Below are 21898 nucleotides of genomic sequence, written 5' to 3'. Positions count from 1 at the left end.
CTTTCCGGCCGGCGGCCGGGTGCCCTTCTGAGGGAGAGGGGGGCGAGGTGCGGGATGGCCGGTCGCTCGGGGCGCGGGGGAGGGCACGCGGGGCTGCGGGTGCCTGAGCACGGGGGGCGGCGAAGCGGATCGGGAGGGGCTGATGGTCGGGTGAGCGAAAGGGTCTGACGGTCGGGGTGTGGGAGCGCCTGCACATCGGCGGGCTGGTTCGGGCGGTGGCGGTCCGGGGGCTCGGGCGGGTGGTGGCTCGCCGTGTCTGGGTGGGTGGTGGCTCGTCCGTGTCGGGGCGGGTGGCGGGCCGGCCGGTTGAGGTGACGGCCATGCCGGGGCCGTGGGGGTCCGGGCCTCGGAAGACGGCGGCCCGGCCCCGTCGAGCGGGTGCCGGGCCGGTCAGGAGGGGCGGGGGTTAAGTCAGGACTTTCTCCAGGGCACCCAGCGCCCCCTCCAACTCCTCCGTCGTGATCGTCAGGGGCGGGGCAAGGCGGATCGTGGAGCCGTGGGTGTCCTTGACCAGGATTCCCTCGCGCATGAGGCGCTCGCCGATCTCGCGGCCCGTGCCGAACTCCGGGTCGATGTCGACACCGGCCCACAGGCCGCGCGCGCGGAAGCCGACGACGCCCCTGCCGACCAGGGACGACAGCCCACCCCGCAGGACCACGCCCAGTTCGGTGGCCCGGCGCTGGAACTCGCCGGTCTCCAGCAGCTCGACCACCGCCGTGCCGACCGCGGCGGCCAGCGGATTGCCGCCGAACGTCGAGCCGTGCTCGCCCGGCCGCAGCACCCCGAGCACGTCCCGGCGGGCCACCACCGCCGACACCGGCACGATGCCGCCGCCCAGCGCCTTGCCCAGCAGCAGTACGTCCGGGACGACACCCTCGTGCTCGACGGCGAGCGTACGGCCCGTACGGCCGAGGCCCGACTGGATCTCGTCCGCGATGAACAGACAGCCCTTGCGGCGCGTCAGTTCACGCACCCCGGCGAGGTAGCCCTCGTCGGGGATGAGGACGCCCGCCTCACCCTGGATCGGCTCCAGCAGCACCGCCGCGGTCGTCTCGTCGACCGCCGCCTCCAGCGCCGCCAGGTCGTTGTACGGCACGATCCGGAAACCCGGGGTGAAGGGGCCGAAGCCCTGCCGGGCCGTCTCGTCCGTGGAGAACGACACGATCGTCGTCGTACGGCCGTGGAAGTTCTCCGCGGCGACCACGATCGTCGCCTGATCGGCCGGCACGCCCTTCACCTCGTACGCCCACTTGCGGGCCACCTTGATGCCGGACTCGACCGCCTCGGCGCCCGTGTTCATCGGCAGCACCATGTCCAGGCCGGTCAGGGCGGCCAGACGCTCGGCGAACTCGGCGAGGCGGTCGTTGTGGAAGGCACGGGACGTGAGCGTCAGGCGGTCCAGCTGCCGGTGCGCCGCCTCGGTCAGCGCCGGGTGGCGATGGCCGAAGTTGAGCGCCGAGTAACCGGCCAGCATGTCCAGGTAGCGGCGGCCCTCCACGTCTTCCACCCACGTCCCCTCGGCCCGGGCGACGACCACGGGCAGCGGGTGGTAGTTGTGCGCGAGCACCGGCTCCTCGGCGCTGATCAGGTCGGCGGACGAACGGGCGGTGACGGGAGCGGTCATCAGCGGATCTCCTGGGTACAGCACTTGATGCCGCCGCCGGCCTTGCGGAACTCCGACAGGTCGACGGGGACGGGGACATAGCCGCGCTCGGCGAGTGCGCCGCAGAGCGCCTCCGCCTGGGGCGCGATGAAGACGTTGCGTCCGTCGGACACGGAGTTCAGGCCGAACGCCATCGCGTCCTCGCAGGTCGCGTGCACCGCGTCCGGGTACAGCCGCGCGAGCACCTCACGGCTGCCCGGCGAGAACGCCTCCGGGTAGTACGCGATGTTGTCGTCGTCCAGGACGAACAGAGCCGTGTCCAGGTGGTAGAAGCGCGGGTCCACCAGCGTCAGGCTGATCACCGGGTGCCCGAAGAACTCCTGCACCTCGCGGTGCGCCTCACGGGTCGTACGGAACCCCGTGCCGGCCAGCACGTACCGGCCCGTCCAGACCAGATCGCCCTCGCCCTCGCACACGGCCTCGGGACGGTACACGTCGTAGCCCGCGGTCTTGAACCAGGTGTCGTAGTGGGTGGACTCGGGGCGCCGCTCCGGCGCGTGGAAGAGCGAGCCGAAGACCCGGCCGTCCACGACGACCGCGGAGTTCGCCGCGAAGACCATGTCCGGCAGGCCGGGGGCGGGCTCCACGGTGTCCACGGTGTGACCGTGGGTCCGGTAGGCGCTGATCAGCGCCTGCCACTGGGCCCGGGCGAGGTCGACGTCCACGGGGGCGTCGGGATGCATCCACGGGTTGATCGCGTACTGCACGGCGAAGTGTCTGGGTTCGCAGACGAGGTACCGCCGCCGGCGCGGCACACGGGTGTCGGACACAGAGGGGTTCCTCCGCTTCCTCGCAATGTCGACTGGGGGTTGACACCAAGGTAAGAACTGCCGCCGAGGACCGACAAGGAAAAAATATTGCGTGTTCGCGCAGGAATGCTGCGTAGTTTCTTCCGCAAACGCAGCCCTGCTGCGCCTTGGCAGGTTTACTCCGGTGCCGGCTGGCTCGCGCCCGCCTCCGGACTCTCCGGCAGCAGATGGGACAGCACCATGACGCTGATCGTCTTGCGGATGAACGGCTCGACACGGATCCGCTCCAGCACCTCCTCGAAGTGCTCCACGTCCCGCGCCCGCACATGCAGCAGCGCGTCCGCGCCGCCGGTCACCGTCATGGCCGCGGTGATCTCCGGATGGTTGCGGACCACCTCCGCGAGCCGCCGCGGCGGGGCCGCGCCCTCGCAGTACACCTCGACGTACGCCTCCGTACGCCAGCCCAGCGCCGACGGTTTGACGGTGGCCGTGAACCCGGTGATCACACCCGTCTCGCGCAGCCGGTCCACCCGCCGCTTCACCGCCGTGGAGGACAGCCCGACGGCCGCGCCGATCTCCGCGAAACTCGTTCTGGCATTGGCCATCAAGGCCGTGATGATCTTCCGGTCGAGGTCGTCGAAGGGCGTCGGCCTGCTGTTCATGTCGGCACTGTATCCAGCGGGAACATCCCCACGTCGGCACGTGTGCAGGCGTGCGAATTGCTCCTACACTCCGACCTCATGCTGCGTGCCCTGGCTGTCGACGACGAACGCCCCTCGCTGGAGGAGCTCCTCTACCTGCTGAACGCGGACCCCCGTATCGGCAGCGCCGAGGGCGCCGGCGACGCGACCGAGGCGCTGCGCCGGATCAACCGCGCCCTGGAATCCGGCCCGGGCGGCACCGAGGCGATCGATGTCGTCTTCCTCGACATCAACATGCCCGGCCTCGACGGCCTCGACCTGGCCCGGCTGCTCACCGGCTTCGCCAGCCCGCCCCTCGTCGTCTTCGTCACCGCCCACGAGGACTTCGCCGTCCAGGCCTTCGACCTCAAGGCCGTCGACTACGTCCTCAAACCGGTCCGCAAGGAACGCCTCGCCGAAGCCGTCCGACGTGCCGGTGCACTCCGGGACAGCGCGCCCCGCATCCCCGTCAGCGAGCCCGACCCCGACCACATACCCGTCGAACTCGGCGGAGTGACCCGCTTCGTCGCCGTCGACGACATCACCCACGTCGAGGCCCAGGGCGACTACGCCCGTCTGCACACCGACCGGGGCAGCCACCTCGTCCGCGTCCCGCTTTCCACTCTGGAGGAACGCTGGCGCTCCCGAGGCTTCGTCCGCATCCACCGCCGCCACCTCGTCGCCCTGCGCCACATAGGCGAGCTGCGCCTGGACACGGGCACCGTCAGTGTCATGGTCGGCGCCGAGGAACTCCAGGTCAGCCGCCGGCACGCGCGCGAGCTGCGCGACCTGCTGATGCGGAGGCCCTGACGATGCCCAACGGCCCCACCGAACGCCGCGTCGTCGTCACCGGCCCGCCCCGCCGCGCACTTCCCCACGCTCGGCTTCGCTCGCGCGGGCGGTACCCCCAGGTCTCCGGCTACTACCGGCCCCGCACCGAGATCGACGAGCAGACCACCCTCGGTCACACCTACGTCCGCTCCCTGATGCGCACCCAACTGCGCACCGCCCTCGCCGTCTTGGCCGTCCTCGGCCTCCTCGTCGGCCCCCTGCCCCTGCTCTTCGCCGCGATGCCGCACGCCCGCCACCTTCAATGGGCGGTCCTCGGCTTCGGCCTCTACGCACCGCTCGTCCTGCTCGCCCGCTGGTTCGTGCGCCGCGCCGAGCGCAACGAACGGGACTTCGTACGCCTCGTCGAAGACCGCTGAACCGCAACCGACCGAGCCCGAACCGACCGAGCCCGAACCGACCGAACCCGAGAGACCGATGCGGCCGTGAACTCCAGCTACGCCGTCCCCGCCGTCGCCCTCGTCGTCCTGGCGACCGTCCTCGTCGGCGCCTTCGGTCTGCGCATCTCCCGCACCACCTCCGACTTCTACGTCGCCTCCCGCACCGTCGGCCCCCGCCTCAACGCCGCCGCGATCAGCGGCGAATACCTCTCCGCCGCCTCCTTCCTCGGCATCGCCGGCCTCGTCCTCGTCCAGGGCCCCGACATGCTCTGGTACCCGGTCGGCTACACCGCCGGCTATCTGGTCCTGCTGCTGTTCGTCGCCGCCCCGCTGCGCCGCTCGGGCGCCTACACCCTCCCCGACTTCGCCGAGGCCCGCCTGTCCTCCCCGGCCGTACGGCGGCTCGCCGGCGCCTTCGTCGTCGGCACGGGCTGGCTGTATCTGCTGCCCCAGCTCCAGGGCGCCGGGCTGACCCTGACCGTCCTGACGGGGGCGCCCGACGGGCTCGGCGGAGTGATCGTCGCCGTCGTGGTGGTCGCCATCGTCGCCGCCGGCGGCATGCGCAGCATCACCTTCGTGCAGGCCTTCCAGTACTGGCTCAAACTCACCGCCCTGCTGGTCCCCGCCCTCTTCCTGATCCTCGCCTGGCAGGGCGACGGCGCCCCCGGCCGCGCCTTCGACGAACCGGCCACCTTCCGCGAACGCGGCGTCGTCCGCGTCGACGACACCCTCGACCTCAGACTCGACCGGCCGCTGACCGTGACGGTGACCGGCACCATCGACGGCCGCACCCACGACGACGACCGGCTCCGGCTCGCCGCCGGCACCCATCACATCGAGGGCGGTACCCGGCTCACCTTCGCCCAGGGCGCCGAGGTCCCCGAACGCGACCGCGGAGCGGGCGGCGACCTGTCACCCTCCCAGGCCGAGAGCCGCGGCGAACGCCCCCTGTACGCCACGTACGGACTGATCCTCGCCACCTTCCTCGGCACCATGGGCCTGCCGCACGTCGTCGTCCGCTTCTACACCAGCCCGCACGGCGTCGCCGCCCGCCGAACCACCGTCGCCGTCCTCGGCCTGATCGGCGCCTTCTACCTGCTGCCGCCCGTCTACGGCGCCCTCGGCCGCCTCTACGCCCCCGAACTCACCCTCAGCTCGGACGCCGACGCCGCCGTCCTGCTGCTGCCCGACCGCATGATCGGCGGCCTCGGCGGCGACCTGCTGGGCGCCCTGGTCGCGGGCGGCGCCTTCGCCGCGTTCCTGTCCACCGCGTCCGGCCTGACCATGGCCGTCGCCGGCGTCCTCACCCAGGACGTGCTCCCGTCCCGCGGCGTACGGCACTTCCGCCTCGGCACCGTCCTCGCCATGGCCGTCCCGCTCGCCGCGAGCGTCCTGGTCGGCGGGCTCCCGGTGGCCGACGCGGTGGGCCTCGCCTTCGCCGTGTCGGCCTCCTCCTTCTGTCCCCTGCTCGTCCTCGGCATCTGGTGGCGGCGGCTGACCCCGCCCGGCGCCGCCGCCGGGATGCTGGTCGGCGGCGGCTCCGCGCTGCTCGCCGTCGCGGCGACGATGGCGGGCCTGCCCGGCTCCGGCACCCTGCACGCGCTGCTCGCCTGGCCCGCGCTCTGGTCGGTGCCGCTCGGCTTCCTCACCATGGTGCTGGTGTCGCTGGCCACCCCGGGCCGGGTGCCGCCCGGCACCTCGGCGATCCTGGCCCGCTGCCATCTGCCGGAGGACCTGCGCACGGAGGCCACGTCATGAGCGGCTTCATGGCGGGACTGTGCGTGGCGGTCCTGCCGCTGCTCGCCGCCGGCTTCTGGCTGGGCCGGCGCACCGCCCGCCCCCAGAACCTCGGCGGTCTCGGCACCCCGGTCGAGCACGCCACCTTCGAGACCCTGCACACCGCCTCCCTCGCCGCGCCGCCACTGCGCGCCGGCCTCACCGAGGAGACGGCCCGCAAGTCGGCCCGCCGGCTGCGCTCACTCCTCGGCACCGACGCGCTCTGCCTGACCGACCAGGAGACCGTCCTGGTCTGGGACGGGGTGGGCGGCCATCACCGTACGCAGATCATGGAACTCCTCGCAGGCTCCCTGGAGTCGGGCCGCGGCGAGGCCCTCCCGCTGACCTGCGACGCCCCCGACTGCCCCGTGCGCTGGGCGGTCGTCGCCCCGCTCACCGTCGACGACCGGGTCCACGGCGCCCTGGTCGCCTGCGCGCCCCGTGAGTCGGCCGTGCTGGTGCGCGCGGCCGGCGAGGTGGCCCGCTGGGTGTCGGTACAGCTGGAACTGGCCGACCTCGACCAGTCCCGTACCCGGCTCATCGAGGCCGAGATCAAGGCGCTGCGCGCCCAGATCTCCCCGCACTTCATCTTCAACTCGCTCGCGGTGATCGCCTCGTTCGTCCGCACCGACCCCGAGCGGGCCCGCGAACTGCTCCTGGAGTTCGCCGACTTCACCCGCTACTCCTTCCGCAGGCACGGCGACTTCACCACGCTCGCCGACGAACTCCACGCCATCGACCACTACTTGGCGCTCGTGCGGGCACGCTTCGGTGACCGCCTCACGGTCACCCTCCAGATCGCCCCGGAGGTGCTGCCGGTGGCCCTGCCCTTCCTGTGCCTCCAGCCGCTCGTCGAGAACGCCGTCAAGCACGGCCTCGAGGGCAAGGGGGCGTCCGCGGGCAGGAGCCACATCAGCATCACCGCCCAGGACGCCGGCGCCGAGGCCCTCGTCGTCATCGAGGACGACGGCGCCGGCATGGACCCCGCCGTGCTGCGCCGCATCCTCGCCGGCGAGGTCAGCCCGTCCGGCGGCATCGGGCTGTCCAACGTCGACGACCGGCTCCGGCAGGTCTACGGCGACGACTACGGCCTCGTCATGGAGACCGCCCCGGGAGCGGGTATGAAGATCACCGCCCGGCTGCCGAAGTACCAGCCGGGCGTCCACTCCGCGGGGCGGCTCAACCGGGAGTGAGGCTCAGGTGCTGCGGCTGACGACCATCCCCAGCGTGATCAGCCCCAGCACCACCCACCCGAACCACAGCCAGCCATTGCTCCCGAGCGCCACCGTGTAGGCCGTCACCACGACGAGGCCACCGACGGTGATCGCTCCCATCGCCTTCGTAGAACCGTCCGCAGAACCGGGCATCGCAACACCCTCCTAAGGTTCGTCCCCCTCCATGGTGCCCCCGTTCTGCTTCCGTACGGTGCACACGGCGAAATGTGTGCCCGTCTTCCAGGCCCCCTCGCTGGTCCAGGAGCCCGCCGCGTAGACGGAGGGATCGAAGCCGTACTCGCGCGGCGGCACCCGACGGGCGCACGCCGCGTCCGACTCGGTGCGCGCCTCGCTCAGCGTGATGTCGTCGGCCAGCCGGGTGAATCCGAGCACCTGCTCGTCGTGCGGGCCCTCGCAGGAGACCAGGCGGGCGTCCCGGCGCGAGCGGACGTCGAGACAGTCACGGCGCTGCATGGTCGCCGTGTCGGCGAAGGCGGACCCCGGTGCGCGATGCTCGCCGAGCGGCCCGTACACCGGCCCGTGCGCGCCCAGCACCAGACAGGCGGTGCGCCGCCCCGCCCTCGCGAACCCCGCCTCGGTCGGTATCACGGCATAGCTGCGGACGTCCGCCAGCCGGCTACGGATCTCCGCGGTCCGCTTCTCGCACGCCGCGGGCCCCGCCGCACGTGCCTCGACGGCGGACCCGGCCGGGACGAAGGCCATCACCTGACCGTCGGGTGCCCTCTCCCGGCAGCTGGGGTCCAGGCTAAGCCGAGGGGTGCCCCGGAAGGGGACCGCCCCGGGCCAGTCGGCGAGCACGCAGTCGCCGCCCTCCAGCGCCACACCGAGCCCCACGCCGTCGCCGTACGGCCGCGCCGTCCCGCCGGCGCCGGGATGCTGCGTCATGGCGTACCAGACGCCCGCTCCCGCGACCGCCAGCCCGAGAAGTCCGGCGAGGACGGCGTGCAGGACGCGGGGGCGCGTGGTGGGCACCCGCCCGCCGGTCCCGGGAGGGGCGCCGTGCGGGTCGGCGGGGTGCACGGGCGGGGGACCGGAGCCGTGCGGGGAGCCGAGGCCGTCATCGGGCGGGGCGGACACGGGCAGGGCGCCGGAACCGGTGATGTCCTGCGGTGCCGGCCCGGCGGGCGCCGCGCCCCAGGGCGGCTGGGAACCGAGGTCGGTCCGGGTGCGGGAGTACGCGTCGACCTCCGGTGTGACGATCCGTGACAGGGCCGCCTCCGTCTGCGCGGCCGTCATCCGCCGTGCCGGGTCCTTCTCCAGCAGTGCCCCGAGGACGGGCCCCAGCGCCCCGGCCCGGGCCGCCGGCCGTGGCTCCTCGGTGACCACCGCCGTCAGCTCGGCCAGATGGGACTCACGGTCGAAGGGACCCCGTCCCTCGACGCCGTGGTAGAGCGTGCAGCCCAGCGAGAACAGATCGGCGGCCGGCGTGGGCGCGCCGCCCGTGACCCGCTCCGGCGCCAGATAGCCCGAGGTGCCCACGAGCACCGACGCCAGCGTGTACCGCGTCTCACCGGCGTCCGGCTGGATCGAGATGCCGTAGTCGGTGAGCAGTACCCGGCCGTGCGGCGCCCCGGTGCGGTCCGGCGCCAGCAGGATGTTCGCCGGTTTCACGTCCCGGTGCATCACGCCCCGCTCGTGCCCGGCGGTCAGCGCGTCGAGGACGGCGAGCCCGATGCGGGCGCACTCCGCGGGGGCCGGCGGGCCGTGCCGGTCGACCAGGTCACGCAGGTTGACGGCACCTTGCACGTACTCCATGACGATCCAGGGCAGTCCCTCGTGCTCCAGTACGTCGTGCACGGTCACCACATGGGGGTGGCCGCGCAGTCCGGCCGCGTGCCGGGCCTCGGCGCGGGCGCGGGCCACCCGGGCCTCGCGCTCGTCGGCCTCGGCCGGGTCGCGGAACACGATCTCCTTGAGCGCGACCTCGCAGGCGAGTCCGCGGTCGTGGGCGAGCCAGACATGGCCCATCCCGCCGCTGCCGAGCCGGTTCAGCAGCAGATAGCGGCCGGCGATGACCCGGCCCACTCCCGATGTCGGTGTTCCTGAAGGCATCCGTCGACTCCCGGTTCAGCGGGTGCGGAGTGATGGCTGGGCGGACGTACTCCGGGCGGGCGCGCTCGCGGTCGGCGGCGTACCGCTGGTGCCCGGGGTGCCGGTCGGAGGAGCGCTCGTCCCCGACGGGGGCGGCGTGCCGGGGGTCGGGCCCTTCGTCGAGGGGGGTGGAGCCACGCTGCTCGGCGGTGCGGCGGACGAGGGCGACTCGGGCGGCGGAGTGACGGAGGAGGGCGGTGGAGGCACGGACGAGGGCGGCGGGAGCTCGGACGGGGGCGGCGCGGACGACGTCGTACCGCCTGTCGGCCCCGTACCGCCTGTCGGATTCGTGCCGCCTGTAGCCCCCGTACCGCCCGGCGCGGAGGACGACGGCGCGCGCGTCGAGGCGGACGGCGTAGAGGCGGACGGCGTAGCGGCGGACGGCGTAGAGCCAGGAGGACCGGACGACGTCGGCTTCGAGGCCGGCGGATCCGGCGTCGGCCGGGACTCCCCCGGGCCCGGCCCCGGGGGAGTGGACGACCCACCGGAGTTCCCGCCCGCCACGCTCAGCGTCACGTACTCCCCGAACCGCAGCTGGGTCCCGGCCGGCGGATCCGACGCCGTGACCCTGGCGTCGTCCGGCGGGAGCCCGCCGCCGTCGAAGCCGGCCGCCAGCCCCTCGTCGGACAGCCGACGGCTCGCCTGAGCGAACGTCGTCCCGGAGAGCTCGGGCACCGCGCGCCGCTCACGCGTGTCGAACGCGGTGTCGTCCTCGCCCGTCGTGCCGACCGGGCGGTCGATGCCCCGGTCGGGTTCCTGGACGTCGACGAGCGCGAGCCGCTCCATTTTCCGCGACGCGGGCCGCACGGCCACCACGGACGCCTTCTCGTATCCCTTCCACTCCTCGTTGCGGCCGTCGAACTCGACCGCTGTCCGAGTCGTGTCCCCCTCGAAGGGCCGCAGCGGATTACCGCACGAGCACTTCACAGCCGGAATTCCACGCTCGTCCACAAGAATCGCGATTCCGGCCTGGAGCAGCGCGTTGAAAGGGGTGGCCTTTCCCTTCTTGTAGTCGTGGTTCTGCACGAGAGTGTCGTGACGCAGGAGAACAGGAGTGAGGCGATCGAGATAATCCGGAATCTCGGCCCTGGGGAGGGACAGCGCAGCCGCCCACGCTCGCGCCTTTCGCGCCTGGGCGGGGTCGGTGAGGAACTTCTCCAGCCGTACGACGTCACAGATCGCCGGCTGCGCGGAGCCCCCGTACAGGCCGGGAGTGTCGCCCTGCTGCAGGCCGCCGTGCGCCGAACGAGGCCTGACCTGGGCGTCCCGGCCCAGCCCCTGGCTCTCGTCGAAGAAGGGCGCGAGCGAGGGGACCCCCGTGGCCACCGCTCTCACCACCAGCGCCGGCGCGTCCCGATCGCAGCCGCCGAGCGCCGTGGCGACGACCGACACAACGGCGACCGACAGAACGGCGATCCGCTGCCTCGCCGATATCCCGAACCCGCGTACGCACACACCAAGCGCCATTACCGCTCCCCCCGGCGGTTCCCCCGACGCGCTTCATGCTACTGAAAGGCGAAGCCTTTCGGTTTCCTCAGTTTCCGCGAGCGTTCAATGAGGCCAAATAGGCGTTGTACGCCTCGAGTTCCTTGTCGCCGTCCCGGTCCGCGGCACGGTCCTTTCGCCTGGCCTGCCGCTGTTCCGAGCCGTACCACTGGAACAGCAGTGCGATCAGTACCAGTACGGAAGGAATCTCGCTGAACGCCCAGGCGATACCGCCGGCCGCGTTCTGGTCGGAGAGCGCGTCGATACCGAGCGAGGCGGGCGGGTTCTCGAACGTCTCGACCATCGGCGAGGTCGCCATCATCAGCGCGATCCCGAAGAACGCGTGGAACGGCATCCCCGCGAACAGCTCCAGCATCCGCATCAGATGGCCCGGCCGGTGCGGCCCGGGATCCACGCCGATGATCGGCCAGAAGAACACCACGCCCACCGCGAGGAAGTGCACCATCATCGAGATGTGCCCCGTCTTGGAGCCCATCAGGAAGTCGAACAGCGGGGTGAAGTACAGCGCGTAGAGGCTGGCGATGAAGAGCGGAATGGTGAACGCCGGATGCGTGATGATCCGCATGTACCGGCTGTGCAGCAGGGCCAGCAGCAGTTCCCGGGGCCCCTTGCGCCCCCGCCCGGCGGGTGGCAGTGCCCGCAGCGCCAGCGTGATCGGCGCCCCGAGCAGGAGCAGGATCGGCGTCAGCATGCTGATCACCATGTGCTGCACCATGTGCACGCTGAACATGACCATGCCGTATTCGTTCAGCTTGGTGCACATGACCAGCAGCAGCGTCAGCACCCCTACGACATAACTGACGGTCCGCCCCACCGGCCAGCTGTCCCCACGCCGCCGCAGCCGCACGACACCCCATGCGTACAGCGCGAGCCCGACCAGGCAGGCGACGAGGAAGAACGGGTCGGCCGACCACTGAAGACCCCGTCCCAGCGTGAACGGCGGCAGATCCATGGTCATGCCGTGCCCGCTGTGATCCATTCCGACGGCTCCTGATTCGTGGGGGTTGTGCGAGTCTGTCCGCACACAGACTAGGACTGCCCCCGGCCGCAGCCGCGGCCGGGGGCAGTCCTAGTCAGCCATCAGGGCGTGATCTACAGGACGCACTCGGCTTCCTCGTACCGCTCCACGGGCACCGTCTTCAGCGTCTCCACGGCCTCCGCCAACGGCACCATCGCGATGTCCGTCCCCCGCAGCGCCGTCATGTGCCCGAACTCCCCGCGGTGCACCGCCTCCACCGCGTGCCATCCGAACCGGGTCGCGAGCACCCGGTCGTACGCGGTGGGCGTACCGCCGCGCTGCACATGCCCCAGGATGACCGGGCGGGCCTCCTTGCCCAGGCGCTGCTCCAGCTCGATCGACAGCTGGCGCGCGATCCCGGCGAAGCGCTCGTGCCCGTAGATGTCCTTGCCGCCCTCGTCGAAGGCCATCGTGCCGGGCGCCGGCTTGGCGCCCTCGGCGGCGACGACGATCGCGAACCGCTTGCCCGCTTCGAACCGGGCGCCGACCACCCGGGTCAACTCCTCGATGTCGAAGGGACGTTCCGGTACGACGATGGCGTGCGCGCCGGCCGCCATGCCGGAGTGCAGCGCGATCCAGCCGGTGTGCCGGCCCATGACCTCCACGACCAGCACCCGCTGGTGGGACTCGGCGGTGGTCTTCAGCCGGTCCAGGGCCTCGGTCGCCACGGTCACCGCGGTGTCGAAGCCGAAGGTGACGTCCGTGACGGCGATGTCGTTGTCGATGGTCTTCGGCACACCCACGACGGGCAGGCCGCTGTCCGACATCAGCCGGGCCGCCTTCAGCGTGCCCTCGCCGCCGATCGGGATGATCGCGTCGAGGCCGAGCTCCTCGACATGGCCCTTGGCCCGCTCCACGCCGTCCCGCAGATGGGAGGGCTGGACCCGGGAGGAACCGAGGATCGTGCCGCCGCGGGCGAGGATGCCGCCCACCGCGTCCAGGTCGAGCTTGAGGTAGTCGCACTCCAGGAGGCCCTTCCAGCCGTCCCGGAAGCCGATGACCTCGTCGCCGTGGTCGACGACTGCGCGGTGCACGACGGACCGGATGACGGCGTTCAGGCCGGGGCAGTCGCCGCCGGACGTGAGGACACCAATGCGCATAGCCCGATAAACCTTCTCGATGTGGGCCGGGACCGGACCGCGCTGTCCGGCTCGAATCCCCGCCACCCTAGCGGCATCGGGGGGCGGGGCCGAACCGTGCGTCCGCCTGCTGGACGGCCCCGCTCACCTGTGCGGACAGGGCGTCAGACGGGCTCGTGACACCAGGCCGGAACCGGGAGGCACGGGAAGGTCACGCAGGCTGCTGAGCGGCGGCGATCCGCTCGTTGCGCAGCGCCTCGTACCAGCGGTCGTCCGTCGGGGGCAGCGCGTTCACGTCGAGCGCCAGCTTCAGCAGCAGATCGGCGATCTGCGGGTTGCGCGCAAGCACGGGGCCGTGCATGTACGTACCGAAGACGGTGTCGTTGTACGCACCCTCCGTGCCGTCGCCCGTGCCGTTGCCGTTGCCGAACCGGACCTGGGCGAACGCGCGGGCGGTCGGGCCGAGGTGGGTGACGCCCTGGTGGTTCTCGAAGCCGGTCAGCGGGGGGAGCCCGAGGCGCGGGTCGATGTCGCCGAGCACGTCACCGACGCACCGCGCCCCCTCGCCGCGCACCGACACCACGTCGATCAGCCCGAGGCCGGGCTCGCGCTGGCCGAGGTCGTTGATGAACTCGTGGCCGAGGATCTGATAGCCGGCGCACACCGAGAACACGATCGCGCCGTTCTCGACAGCCCGCTGCAGACCGCCGTCCCGGCGCAGCCGCTCGGCCGCGAGCCGCTGCGGCCGGTCCTCGCCGCCGCCGATGAGGTAGATGTCGCCGGAGGTCGGGATCGGCTGGTCGCTTCGCACGTCCAGGCGGGCCACGTCCAGGCCGCGCTGCCGCGCCCGGCGCTCGACGACGAGGACGTTGCCCTGGTCGCCGTAGGTGCTGAGCAGGTCCGGATAGATCCAGACGACCCGCAGTTGGTTGTCGCTCACTTAAGTCCCCTGAAGTCTCTTGGCTCAGTTGCCGACGCGGCGGCGCAGGTCCTGGAACGCCGTGTAGTTGGCGATGACCTCGATCCGGCCCGGCGGGCTCATCTGCACCGCCTGGTCGAGGTTGTCGCACACCTGGAACTGCTGGTTCGCGACCTCCAGACGCACCGCGAGGTCGAGCTTGCGGTCGCCGATGACACAGATCGGGTGCCCGGTCAGCCGCGTGTAGTCGACGTCCCAGAGCCAGGAGGTGTCGGTGCCGTCGGCGCCGCGCGCGTTCACCGACAGGATCACCGGGGTCGGCGGCGGGTCGATGAGGGAGAACGTCTCCAGCCAGCCGGCCGGGTTCTTGGCGAGCAGCAGCCGCAGATCCCGCCCCTCGAACTGCACGACGTCGTAGCGCCCGGCGACGGCCTGCACCTGATACATGCGCTCCAGGGCGACCTGCGGCGGCACCCCGAACACGGCGGCCACGGCGGCCGAGGAGGCGGCGTTGGCCTTGTTGGCCCGGCCGGGCAGCTGGAGGTGAATGGGCCAGGCGGACCCGTGCGGGTCGAGGACATGGTCGCCCGACAGCGCCCAGCTGGGCGTGGGACGGCGGAAGCCGCACTCACCGCAGAACCAGTCGTCGCCCGGCCGCTGCATCACACCACCGCAGGACGGGCAGGACCAGGCGTCGTCCTTCCACATCTGCCCGGCGGCGACCCAGATCACATTCGGGGAGGAGGACGCGGCCCACACGACGAGCGGGTCGTCGGCGTTGGCGACGATCACGGCCTTCGAACCCGCGAGCCCCTCGCGCCAGTTCTCGGCGAGCATCCGGGTCTCGGCGGCACGGTCCAGCTGGTCGCGCGAGAGGTTCAGCAGCGCGATGCACTTCGGGTCGGTGTCCCGGGCGACGCCGGCGAGGTACTTCTCGTCGACCTCGATGACGCCGTAGCGCGCCTCCGAGCGGCCCGCGAGCGCCGAGGTGATGCCGGCCGGCATGTTGGCGCCGAGCGCGTTGGACACGACCGGTCCCGCGGCCCGCAGGGCCTCCGCGATCAGCCGGGTGGTCGTGGTCTTGCCGTTGGTGGCCGACACCAGGACCACATCCAGGTTCTGCGCGAGCCTGGCGAGGAGGTCGGGGTCGAGTTTGAGTGCCACCCGGCCACCGATCACCGAACCGCTGCCGCGCCCTGCGGCGCGTGATGCCGCCGCGACCGCCTTGCCCGCGGTCACGGCCAGCTTGGCCCGCGGCGTGAGCGGGTCCGAGTTGCCTGCCATCAGTTCTCGATCCTCCTTGCGTACGCGCCGCGCCTGAAGCCCTACGGCAACGTGGTGGTGGTCAGCCTATCGAGATCCATTCGCACTCCCGAATCGCCGTACCCTTGCGGCCATGCGGAACGGCCACATTCCGGGTGCGCACGGGCGCGTCCGCCCCCTCACCCTGCTCGGCGATCCGGTGCTGCACGCACCCTGCAAGGACGTCACCGATTTCGGCCCCGAAGTGGCGACGCTGGTGGAGGACTTGTTCGCGACGATGTACGCGGCCCAAGGCGTGGGCCTCGCGGCGAACCAGATCGGGCAGTCCCTGCGGGTGTTCGTGTACGACTGCCCGGACGACGAGGACGTACGGCACCTCGGCCATGTGGTGAACCCACGGCTGGTGGAGGCGGACGGCCTCGTGCTCCGGGGCCCGGAGGGCTGTCTGTCCCTGCCGGGCCTGGAGGCCGGGACGCAGCGGTACGACCACGCGGTGGTCGAGGGTTTCACGATGACCGGGGAGCCGGTCACGATCCATGGCACGGGGTTCTTCGCACGCTGCCTCCAGCACGAATGCGACCATCTGGAGGGTCGGGTCTACGTCGACCACCTCGCAGGCTGGCGCAGGCGACGGGTGCTCAGGCAGGCCGCGCGAGCACCGTGGGGGCGCTGAGCCGCCCGGCCGCGGGCCGTTCGCGGCCGGCCGTGACACGGCCCCGCGCCCCTGAGGGCGCTTCAGAATCCGGGTCCGCCCATCTTGTCCCCCGCCGCGGCCAGCCGGCCCCACAGCAGGTCCGCCAGGCTGCGTACCAACTCGGCCCGGGAGCACGGCCGTTCACCGAGCCACCAGTCCCCGGCGGCATGCATCATCCCGACGATGCCGTGTCCCCAGACCCGGGCCAGCTGCTGACTGCCGGGCCCGAGATCCAGCCGTTCCTCGATGACGGTGGCCAGCTCCTCGCCCATGCGGCGCAACAGCGGTGCGGAGTGCTTGCCGACGTCGAACCCCTGGTCGCCGAGTTGGCTGCCCTCGGCCGGATGCATCAGGAACCGGTACACCTGAGGCCGGGCCTCGATCGCCGCGAGGTAGGTGTCCAGCGTGGCCTCGACCCGCTCGCGCCGGTCCGCGGGAGCGTCCAGCGCGGCCCGCAGTGAATCCAGGAGCGCATCGGTGTGTCTCATGGCCAGCGCCGCGTAGAGGCCGCCCTTGTCGCCGAAGTGCCGGTACAGGATCGGCTTGGTGATTCCCGCCTCCGCCGCGATCGCGTTCATGGAGGCCTGTGGGCCGTCGCGGAGCACCACTCTGTCGGCGGCCTCCAGCAGCTCGCGCCGACGGCGGTCGGCGGACCGCTGCTGATCGGTCCGCTGCGTGGTGTCCATGAGCTCTCCCCACCCGTGGTGAATCGATGACGCCTGCGCAAACTAACACCCGAGCCGTCCGGGCCCTCGAACGGGCTGCCGACCCGGCGTGACGAGTTGACTTTATCTACTCGCTGGTAACAAACTAAGGTTACCGCTAGTAACAAGCATGCACGCAGTCATGCACGTACGCCGCTGGAGGGGACATGGCCGAGTTCACCATGGAGCTCAACGACGAACAGAAGGAGGTCCGGGACTGGCTGCACGGCTTCGCCGCCGATGTCATCCGCCCCGCGGCCGCCGAATGGGACGAGCGTGAGGAGACTCCCTGGCCGGTCATCCAGGAGGCCGCCAAGGTCGGTATCTACTCCCTCGACTTCTACGCACAGCAGTACTTCGACGCCACCGGACTCGGTATCCCGATGGCGATGGAGGAGCTGTTCTGGGGGGATGCGGGCATCGCCCTGTCCATCGTCGGCACCGGCCTCGCCGCCGTCGGCGTCCTCGCCAACGGCACCGAGGAGCAGATCGGCACCTGGGTGCCCCAGATGTACGGCGACGCCAACGATGTCAAGCTCGCGGCGTTCTGCTCCTCCGAACCCGACGCCGGCTCCGACGTGGCCTCGATGCGGACGCGTGCGGTGTACGACGAGGCCAAGGACGAGTGGGTGATCAACGGCACGAAGACCTGGGCGACCAACGGCGGCATCGCCAACGTCCACGTCGTCGTCGCGGTCGTCGATCCGGACCTCGGCTCCAAGGGCCACGCGTCCTTCATCGTCCCGCCGAACACGCCCGGCCTGTCCCAGGGGCAGAAGTTCAAGAAGCACGGCATCCGCGCCTCGCACACCGCCGAGGTCATCCTGGACAACGTCCGGGTGCCGGGCTCCTGCCTGCTGGGCGGCAAGGAGAAGCTGGACGAGCGGCTGGCGCGGGCTCGCGAGCGGGCCAAGGCGGGCGGCGAGCGGGTGAAGAACGCGGCGATGGCCACGTTCGAGGCGTCCCGGCCGGCCGTCGGCGCGATGGCCGTCGGCACGGCCCGTGCCGCGTACGAGGTCGCCCTCGACTACGCGATGACCCGTGAGCAGTTCGGGCGGCCGATCATCGACAACCAGGGCGTCGCCTTCCAGCTGGCCGAGATGCGCACCCAGATCGACGCGGCGCGACTGCTGGTGTGGCGGGCTTCCTGGATGGCGGTCAACGGCAAGCCGTTCACGGCGGCCGAGGGGTCGATGTCGAAGCTGTTCGCGAGTGAGACGTCGAAGAAGGTCACGGCCCAGGCGATACAGATCCTCGGGGGCAACGGCTACACACGGGAGTACCCGGTGGAGCGGATGCACCGGGACTCCGCGATCTACACGATCTTCGAGGGGACCAGCGAGATCCAGCGGCTGGTCATCGCCCGCACGCTGTCGGGCATGCCGATCCGATAGCACCCGAGCGGTTGGCACCCGAGCGGTTGGCACCCGTGCGGTCTGCTGCGCGACTCGGCCCGCCGGTGTGCCGCGGCCGGTCGCGCAGTTCCTCGCGGATGCCCCTACGGCGTGGTCCCGCTGCTGTGCGCGATGCACGCCACGTCGATGCGATCCGCGAGCTTGGCCAGCTCGATGGTCAGCGCGGCCACCGTGTCCTCGTCGAGCCCGTCCTCCCCGGCCTCGACGAGGTGCAGCCACCGACCACCCACCGTGCGCAGCAGCTTGCTCACATCCGCCGCGGCCACCTGGAGGGTCCCGCGGTCGTCGACGATCAGCGGCAGAGTAACTTCGCGGTTCACACCCGGGATCGTAGCCCCGCGGCGTTCACGCACCGTGCCAAACCGTAGTGATGTTGCAGAACTCGCGGATTCCGTGCCCGGACAGCTCACGCCCGTACCCGGACCGCTTCACCCCGCCGAACGGGAACGCCGGATGGGAGGCCGTCATCCCGTTGACGTACACGCTTCCGGCCTCCAGATCCCGTACGAACCGGTCGACCTCGGCGTCGTCACGCGTCCAGACGTTCGAACTCAACCCGAACGGTGAGTCGTTGGCGATCAGCACCGCCTCGTCCAGATCGGCGGCCCGGTACAGCGTGGCGACCGGGCCGAACGCCTCCTCGCGGTGGATCCGCATCGCACGGGTGATCTCCGCGAGGACGGTGGGCGGGTAGTACCAGCCCGGCAGCTCGGGCCGGCGCAGCCGGTGGCCGCCGCACAGCACCGTCGCGCCGCTGCGCTTCGCGTCCTCGACCAGTTCCTCCAGGTCGTCGCGGCCCTGCTCGCTCGCCAGCGGCCCGACCTCGGTCTCCTCCCGCATCGGATCCCCGACCACCAGCGCCTTCATGCCCTCGACGAACCGTTCGGCGAACACGTCGTAGACGTCCGTGTGCACGATGAACCGCTTGGCGGCGATGCAGGACTGCCCGTTGTTCTGCACCCGCGCGGTCACCGCGATCTGCGCGGCGCGCTCGACGTCGGCCGACGGCATGACGACATAGGGGTCGCTGCCGCCCAGTTCCAGCACCGTCTTCTTGATCATCTCGCCGGAGGTGGCGGCGACCGCGCGGCCCGCGGGCTCGCTGCCGGTGAGGGTGGCCGCCTTGACGCGCTCGTCGCGCAGGAGCTCGTCGACCCGCGCGGAGCCGACGAGCAGGGTCTGGAAGCAGCCCTCCTGGTAGCCCGCGCGATGGAACAGGTCCTCCAGGTAGAGGGCGGTCTGGGGGACGTTCGAGGCGTGCTTGAGCAGGCCGACGTTGCCCGCCATCAGCGCCGGGGCCGCGAACCGGACCACCTGCCAGAGCGGGAAGTTCCACGGCATCACCGCGAGGACCGGTCCGAGGGGGCGGTAGCGGACCCGCACTCGGGACGCGCCCGAGTCCTTCACATCGGAGTCGGCCGGCTCCTCGTCGGCGAGCAGTTCCTCGGCCCGGTCGGCGTACCAGCGCATCGCCTTGGCGCACTTGGCGGCCTCCGCGCGGGCCTGCTTGACGGGCTTGCCCATCTCGGTGGTCATCACCCGGGCGATGTCCTGCTGGTCCTCCTCCAGGAGGTCCGCGGCGCGGTGCAGCAGCCGGGCGCGGTCGGCGAAAGTCGTCGTGCGGTACGTGCGGAACGTGGCCTCGGCGAGCTGGAGCCTGCGCTCGATCTCCTCCTCGCCCATGGCCTCGTACGTCTTGAGCGTCTCGCCGTTCGCCGGGTTCACCGTTGCGATGGGCATGACCGACCTCCTGGAAACGGGCTGATGCTTCGACCTTCCCGCGCGGCGATGGGTACCGCAACGCGGATACGGCTGCTCAGGCCGAGTGCTCCGCCAGCCGGTCGAGAAACGCGGCCTGGGCCTTGACGACGACCTCCCGCGCCCGGTCGACGCCCATCCACTCGACCCGGTCCAGCTCCGGGAACTCGCGCCGCCGGCCCGACCGCGGCGGCCACTCCATCGAGAACGTGCCGGGGACCACCGTCGCCGGATCGAGGTCGGCCTCGACGGCCCACACCGTGACGATCTTGCCGTTGCTCTGCCGGACCTCACCGAGGGCCACGGCCTCCCCGTCGGGCGGCGCCAGCCCCAGCTCCTCCCGGAACTCACGGCGGGCCGCCTCCCAGGCCGGCTCGTCGGGTTCGTACTCACCCTTGGGCACCGTCCACGCCCCGGCGTCCTTCTTGGCGAAGAAGGGGCCGCCCATGTGGCCGAGCAGTACCTCCAGGCCGTCGCCGGTGCGGCGGAAGAGCAGCAGGCCGGCGCTGTGCTTCGCGCGGGCCGGGCTCACCGCGTCCCCCGCGCCGTCATGGCTTCACCTCGGGATGGGCGGCGAGCAGGGCCTCGACCGTGTCCGCCTCGGCCGGTCGTTTGTCCTCGCGGTAGCGGACCACGCGGGCGAAGCGGAGGGTGACGCCGGCCGGGTAGCGGGTGGACCGTTGAAGACCGTCGTAGGCGATCTCGACGACGAGTTCCGGGCGTACGGTCACGCCCCAGCCCTGGTCCGCGACGGCCAGTTCCCGCAGTCGTTCGGTCTGCCAGGTCAGCATTGCGTCGGTCATGCCCTTGAAGGTCTTGCCGAGCATCGCGAAGGAGCCGTCCGCCGTCCGCGCGCCGAGGTGCAGATTGGAGAGCTTGCCGGTCCTGCGGCCATGGCCCCATTCGGCGGCGAGCACCACCAGGTCGAGGGTGTGGACGGGCTTGACCTTCAGCCAGGAGGCGCCGCGCCGGCCCGCGCTGTAGGGGGCGTCGAGGGCCTTCGCGACGACGCCCTCGTGGCCGCGCTCCAGGGTCTCGGCGAGGAAGTCCTCGGCCGCCGGAAGGCCGTCGGGGCCGGACACCAGCGCGCGGCGCACCCGCATCGGTTCGGGAACGAGCCGGGCCAGTTCCGCGTGCCGCTCGGCGAACGGCAGGTCGAGCAGGTCGCGCTCGTCGACGGACAGGGCGTCGAAGAACACGGGGGAGACCGGGACCGCCCTCGCGGCCGTCGCCACGTCCACCCGGGAACCGACACGGCCCGCGGTCTCCTGGAAGGAGCGGGGGCGGCCCGCGTCGTCGAAGGCGATGACCTCGCCGTCCAGGATGAAACGCTCCCCCCTCAACTCCAGTGCCACCGCCGTGAGTTCGGGCAGCCGGTCGGTGATGTCGTCCAGGGTGCGGGTGTAGACCCGTACGGCGTCCCCGTCGCGGTGCACCTGGACGCGGATGCCGTCGAGCTTCTCCTCGACCGCGCAGGCGCCCAGCTTGCCGACCGCCTCGGCCACCGAGGAGGCGGAGTGCGCCAGCATGGGCAGGACGGGGCGGCCCACCGTGAGCCGGAAGCGGCTGAGCGCGGCGGGGCCCTCGGCGAGCAGGGCCTCGGCCACCGTCTGGAGCGACCCGGCCAGCATCACGGCCCGCCGTACGTCCGCCGCCGGTGCCCCGGTCGCCTGCGCCAGGCCCTCGACCGCCACCGCGTCCAGGGCGCCCTGCCGTACCTCGCCGGTGATCAGACCGAACAGGAAGCGCTGCTCGTCCTCGGTGGCCGCACCCATCAACTCGCCCACCAGCCGGGTTCGTTCGGCCTGCGAACCGGTGCCGGTCACCTTGCCCAGCTCGGTCAGCCGGGCATCCACCTCGCGCACGGTGAGGGAAGGTTCGGCGGCGGGGGAGACCGGACGGCTCAGCACCTTCCAGCCGATGCCCAGCCGCCCCTGGGGCAGCCGTCCCGCCAGATACGGGATGACGACCGGCACGTCGTCCGCCTCGGCGTCCCGGAACAGCTGCGCGAGCAGAGCGATCTTCCGCGACCGCGCCGAGGTCGCGGCCACCTCCTGGGACACCTGGGCCAGCCGGGTCAGCAGCATGCAGCCATGGTGCAACGGAGGCGGGCCCGCCA

21 protein-coding genes are annotated in these 21898 nt (G+C 71.7%); 6 read left to right on the top strand and 15 right to left on the bottom strand.

What is annotated here, in order from left to right:
- Positions 1 to 406: 406 nt before the first annotated feature.
- The 3 genes from rocD to ACHBTE_RS11160 form a co-directional block, all read right to left on the bottom strand.
- A complete protein-coding gene (rocD, locus tag ACHBTE_RS11170) occupies positions 407 to 1624 on the bottom strand; it encodes an ornithine--oxo-acid transaminase (protein WP_394723505.1) in 1218 nt (405 codons plus the stop codon).
- Entirely contained in the window at positions 1624 to 2433 is an 810-nt protein-coding gene (ddaH, locus tag ACHBTE_RS11165; RefSeq protein WP_394723504.1) for a dimethylargininase, read from the bottom strand. Before ddaH ends, rocD begins: the two co-directional genes overlap by 1 nt.
- A gap of 155 nt (positions 2434 to 2588) precedes the next feature.
- Positions 2589 to 3074 carry an Lrp/AsnC family transcriptional regulator gene (locus tag ACHBTE_RS11160; protein ID WP_394723503.1) on the bottom strand — a complete coding sequence of 162 codons (486 nt, stop codon included), beginning with the start codon at positions 3072 to 3074 and terminating at the stop codon, positions 2589 to 2591.
- 78 nt (positions 3075 to 3152) lie between these two features.
- Here ACHBTE_RS11160 and ACHBTE_RS11155 point away from each other — a divergent pair, with 78 nt between their 5' ends.
- The 4 genes from ACHBTE_RS11155 to ACHBTE_RS11140 all read left to right on the top strand — a co-directional run bounded on the left by ACHBTE_RS11155 (position 3153) and on the right by ACHBTE_RS11140 (position 7290).
- Positions 3153 to 3902: a LytR/AlgR family response regulator transcription factor gene (locus ACHBTE_RS11155; RefSeq protein ID WP_394723502.1), complete on the top strand. Its 750-nt coding sequence runs from the start codon at positions 3153 to 3155 to the stop codon at positions 3900 to 3902.
- A gap of 2 nt (positions 3903 to 3904) precedes the next feature.
- Positions 3905 to 4300 (top strand): hypothetical protein, encoded by a 396-nt coding sequence (locus tag ACHBTE_RS11150; RefSeq protein ID WP_394723501.1) that lies wholly within the window; start codon positions 3905 to 3907, stop codon positions 4298 to 4300.
- Between the two features lie 66 nt (positions 4301 to 4366).
- Positions 4367 to 6079 (top strand): cation acetate symporter, encoded by a 1713-nt coding sequence (locus ACHBTE_RS11145; RefSeq protein WP_394723500.1) that lies wholly within the window; start codon positions 4367 to 4369, stop codon positions 6077 to 6079.
- The gene (locus ACHBTE_RS11140; protein ID WP_394723499.1) at positions 6076 to 7290 is read left to right on the top strand and encodes a sensor histidine kinase; all 1215 of its coding nucleotides are present in this window, start codon (positions 6076 to 6078) and stop codon (positions 7288 to 7290) included. The genes ACHBTE_RS11145 and ACHBTE_RS11140 overlap by 4 nt, the downstream gene beginning before the upstream one ends.
- 3 nt (positions 7291 to 7293) lie before the next feature.
- On the opposite strand, the gene ACHBTE_RS11135 is transcribed toward ACHBTE_RS11140, so the two are convergent.
- From ACHBTE_RS11135 to ACHBTE_RS11105, 7 genes are all read right to left on the bottom strand, one after another.
- On the bottom strand, positions 7294 to 7464 hold the full coding sequence (locus ACHBTE_RS11135) for a hypothetical protein (RefSeq protein ID WP_394723498.1): 171 nt from the start codon (positions 7462 to 7464) through the stop codon (positions 7294 to 7296).
- Positions 7465 to 7476: 12 nt separating this feature from the next.
- Positions 7477 to 9384, bottom strand: coding sequence for a protein kinase (locus ACHBTE_RS11130; protein ID WP_394723497.1), 1908 nt, complete (start codon positions 9382 to 9384; stop codon positions 7477 to 7479).
- Between the two features lie 15 nt (positions 9385 to 9399).
- Positions 9400 to 10890 (bottom strand): DUF6777 domain-containing protein, encoded by a 1491-nt coding sequence (locus ACHBTE_RS11125; RefSeq protein ID WP_394723496.1) that lies wholly within the window; start codon positions 10888 to 10890, stop codon positions 9400 to 9402.
- A gap of 67 nt (positions 10891 to 10957) precedes the next feature.
- Positions 10958 to 11908, bottom strand: a complete 951-nt coding sequence (locus ACHBTE_RS11120; protein WP_394723495.1) for a cytochrome c oxidase assembly protein — start codon at positions 11906 to 11908, stop codon at positions 10958 to 10960.
- A gap of 113 nt (positions 11909 to 12021) precedes the next feature.
- Positions 12022 to 13047: a 6-phosphofructokinase gene (locus tag ACHBTE_RS11115; RefSeq protein WP_394723494.1), complete on the bottom strand. Its 1026-nt coding sequence runs from the start codon at positions 13045 to 13047 to the stop codon at positions 12022 to 12024.
- A 190-nt stretch (positions 13048 to 13237) separates the two neighbouring features.
- Entirely contained in the window at positions 13238 to 13966 is a 729-nt protein-coding gene (locus ACHBTE_RS11110) for a type 1 glutamine amidotransferase (RefSeq protein WP_394723493.1), read from the bottom strand.
- Between the two features lie 24 nt (positions 13967 to 13990).
- A complete protein-coding gene (locus tag ACHBTE_RS11105) occupies positions 13991 to 15229 on the bottom strand; it encodes a MurT ligase domain-containing protein (protein WP_394723492.1) in 1239 nt (412 codons plus the stop codon).
- Positions 15230 to 15341: 112 nt separating this feature from the next.
- On the opposite strand from ACHBTE_RS11105, the gene def reads away from it, so the two are divergent.
- Entirely contained in the window at positions 15342 to 15881 is a 540-nt protein-coding gene (def, locus tag ACHBTE_RS11100; protein WP_394723491.1) for a peptide deformylase, read from the top strand.
- Between the two features lie 62 nt (positions 15882 to 15943).
- On the opposite strand, the gene ACHBTE_RS11095 is transcribed toward def, so the two are convergent.
- Positions 15944 to 16588: a TetR family transcriptional regulator gene (locus ACHBTE_RS11095; protein ID WP_394723490.1), complete on the bottom strand. Its 645-nt coding sequence runs from the start codon at positions 16586 to 16588 to the stop codon at positions 15944 to 15946.
- 185 nt (positions 16589 to 16773) lie between these two features.
- On the opposite strand from ACHBTE_RS11095, the gene ACHBTE_RS11090 reads away from it, so the two are divergent.
- The gene (locus tag ACHBTE_RS11090; RefSeq protein WP_394723489.1) at positions 16774 to 18000 is read left to right on the top strand and encodes an acyl-CoA dehydrogenase family protein; all 1227 of its coding nucleotides are present in this window, start codon (positions 16774 to 16776) and stop codon (positions 17998 to 18000) included.
- Positions 18001 to 18104: 104 nt separating this feature from the next.
- On the opposite strand, the gene ACHBTE_RS11085 is transcribed toward ACHBTE_RS11090, so the two are convergent.
- From ACHBTE_RS11085 to ACHBTE_RS11070, 4 genes are all read right to left on the bottom strand, one after another.
- Entirely contained in the window at positions 18105 to 18341 is a 237-nt protein-coding gene (locus ACHBTE_RS11085; RefSeq protein ID WP_030054037.1) for a DUF6213 family protein, read from the bottom strand.
- A 25-nt stretch (positions 18342 to 18366) separates the two neighbouring features.
- A complete protein-coding gene (locus ACHBTE_RS11080) occupies positions 18367 to 19761 on the bottom strand; it encodes an NADP-dependent succinic semialdehyde dehydrogenase (RefSeq protein ID WP_394723488.1) in 1395 nt (464 codons plus the stop codon).
- Positions 19762 to 19837: 76 nt separating this feature from the next.
- Positions 19838 to 20311, bottom strand: a complete 474-nt coding sequence (locus tag ACHBTE_RS11075) for an NUDIX domain-containing protein (protein WP_394723487.1) — start codon at positions 20309 to 20311, stop codon at positions 19838 to 19840.
- A gap of 16 nt (positions 20312 to 20327) precedes the next feature.
- Entirely contained in the window at positions 20328 to 21866 is a 1539-nt protein-coding gene (locus ACHBTE_RS11070; RefSeq protein ID WP_394723486.1) for an ATP-dependent DNA ligase, read from the bottom strand.
- Between the last annotated feature and the right edge of the window lie 32 nt (positions 21867 to 21898).

Source organism: Streptomyces sp. M41, assembly GCF_043673425.1.
Lineage (GTDB): Bacteria > Actinomycetota > Actinomycetes > Streptomycetales > Streptomycetaceae > Streptomyces.
This window is presented reverse-complemented; position numbering and strand designations above follow the sequence as displayed.

Coding starts and splice junctions, on each gene's coding strand:
- ACHBTE_RS11095 (WP_394723490.1), bottom strand. CDS start 16,588: ATGGACACCACGCAGCGGACCGATCAGCAGCGGTCCGCCGACCGCCGT.
- def (WP_394723491.1), top strand. CDS start 15,342: ATGCGGAACGGCCACATTCCGGGTGCGCACGGGCGCGTCCGCCCCCTC.
- ACHBTE_RS11150 (WP_394723501.1), top strand. CDS start 3,905: ATGCCCAACGGCCCCACCGAACGCCGCGTCGTCGTCACCGGCCCGCCC.
- ACHBTE_RS11160 (WP_394723503.1), bottom strand. CDS start 3,074: ATGAACAGCAGGCCGACGCCCTTCGACGACCTCGACCGGAAGATCATC.
- ACHBTE_RS11080 (WP_394723488.1), bottom strand. CDS start 19,761: ATGCCCATCGCAACGGTGAACCCGGCGAACGGCGAGACGCTCAAGACG.
- ACHBTE_RS11125 (WP_394723496.1), bottom strand. CDS start 10,890: ATGGCGCTTGGTGTGTGCGTACGCGGGTTCGGGATATCGGCGAGGCAG.
- ACHBTE_RS11135 (WP_394723498.1), bottom strand. CDS start 7,464: ATGCCCGGTTCTGCGGACGGTTCTACGAAGGCGATGGGAGCGATCACC.
- ACHBTE_RS11070 (WP_394723486.1), bottom strand. CDS start 21,866: ATGCTGCTGACCCGGCTGGCCCAGGTGTCCCAGGAGGTGGCCGCGACC.
- ACHBTE_RS11115 (WP_394723494.1), bottom strand. CDS start 13,047: ATGCGCATTGGTGTCCTCACGTCCGGCGGCGACTGCCCCGGCCTGAAC.
- ACHBTE_RS11105 (WP_394723492.1), bottom strand. CDS start 15,229: ATGGCAGGCAACTCGGACCCGCTCACGCCGCGGGCCAAGCTGGCCGTG.
- ACHBTE_RS11090 (WP_394723489.1), top strand. CDS start 16,774: ATGGCCGAGTTCACCATGGAGCTCAACGACGAACAGAAGGAGGTCCGG.
- ACHBTE_RS11140 (WP_394723499.1), top strand. CDS start 6,076: ATGAGCGGCTTCATGGCGGGACTGTGCGTGGCGGTCCTGCCGCTGCTC.
- rocD (WP_394723505.1), bottom strand. CDS start 1,624: ATGACCGCTCCCGTCACCGCCCGTTCGTCCGCCGACCTGATCAGCGCC.
- ACHBTE_RS11130 (WP_394723497.1), bottom strand. CDS start 9,384: ATGCCTTCAGGAACACCGACATCGGGAGTGGGCCGGGTCATCGCCGGC.
- ACHBTE_RS11155 (WP_394723502.1), top strand. CDS start 3,153: ATGCTGCGTGCCCTGGCTGTCGACGACGAACGCCCCTCGCTGGAGGAG.
- ACHBTE_RS11120 (WP_394723495.1), bottom strand. CDS start 11,908: ATGGATCACAGCGGGCACGGCATGACCATGGATCTGCCGCCGTTCACG.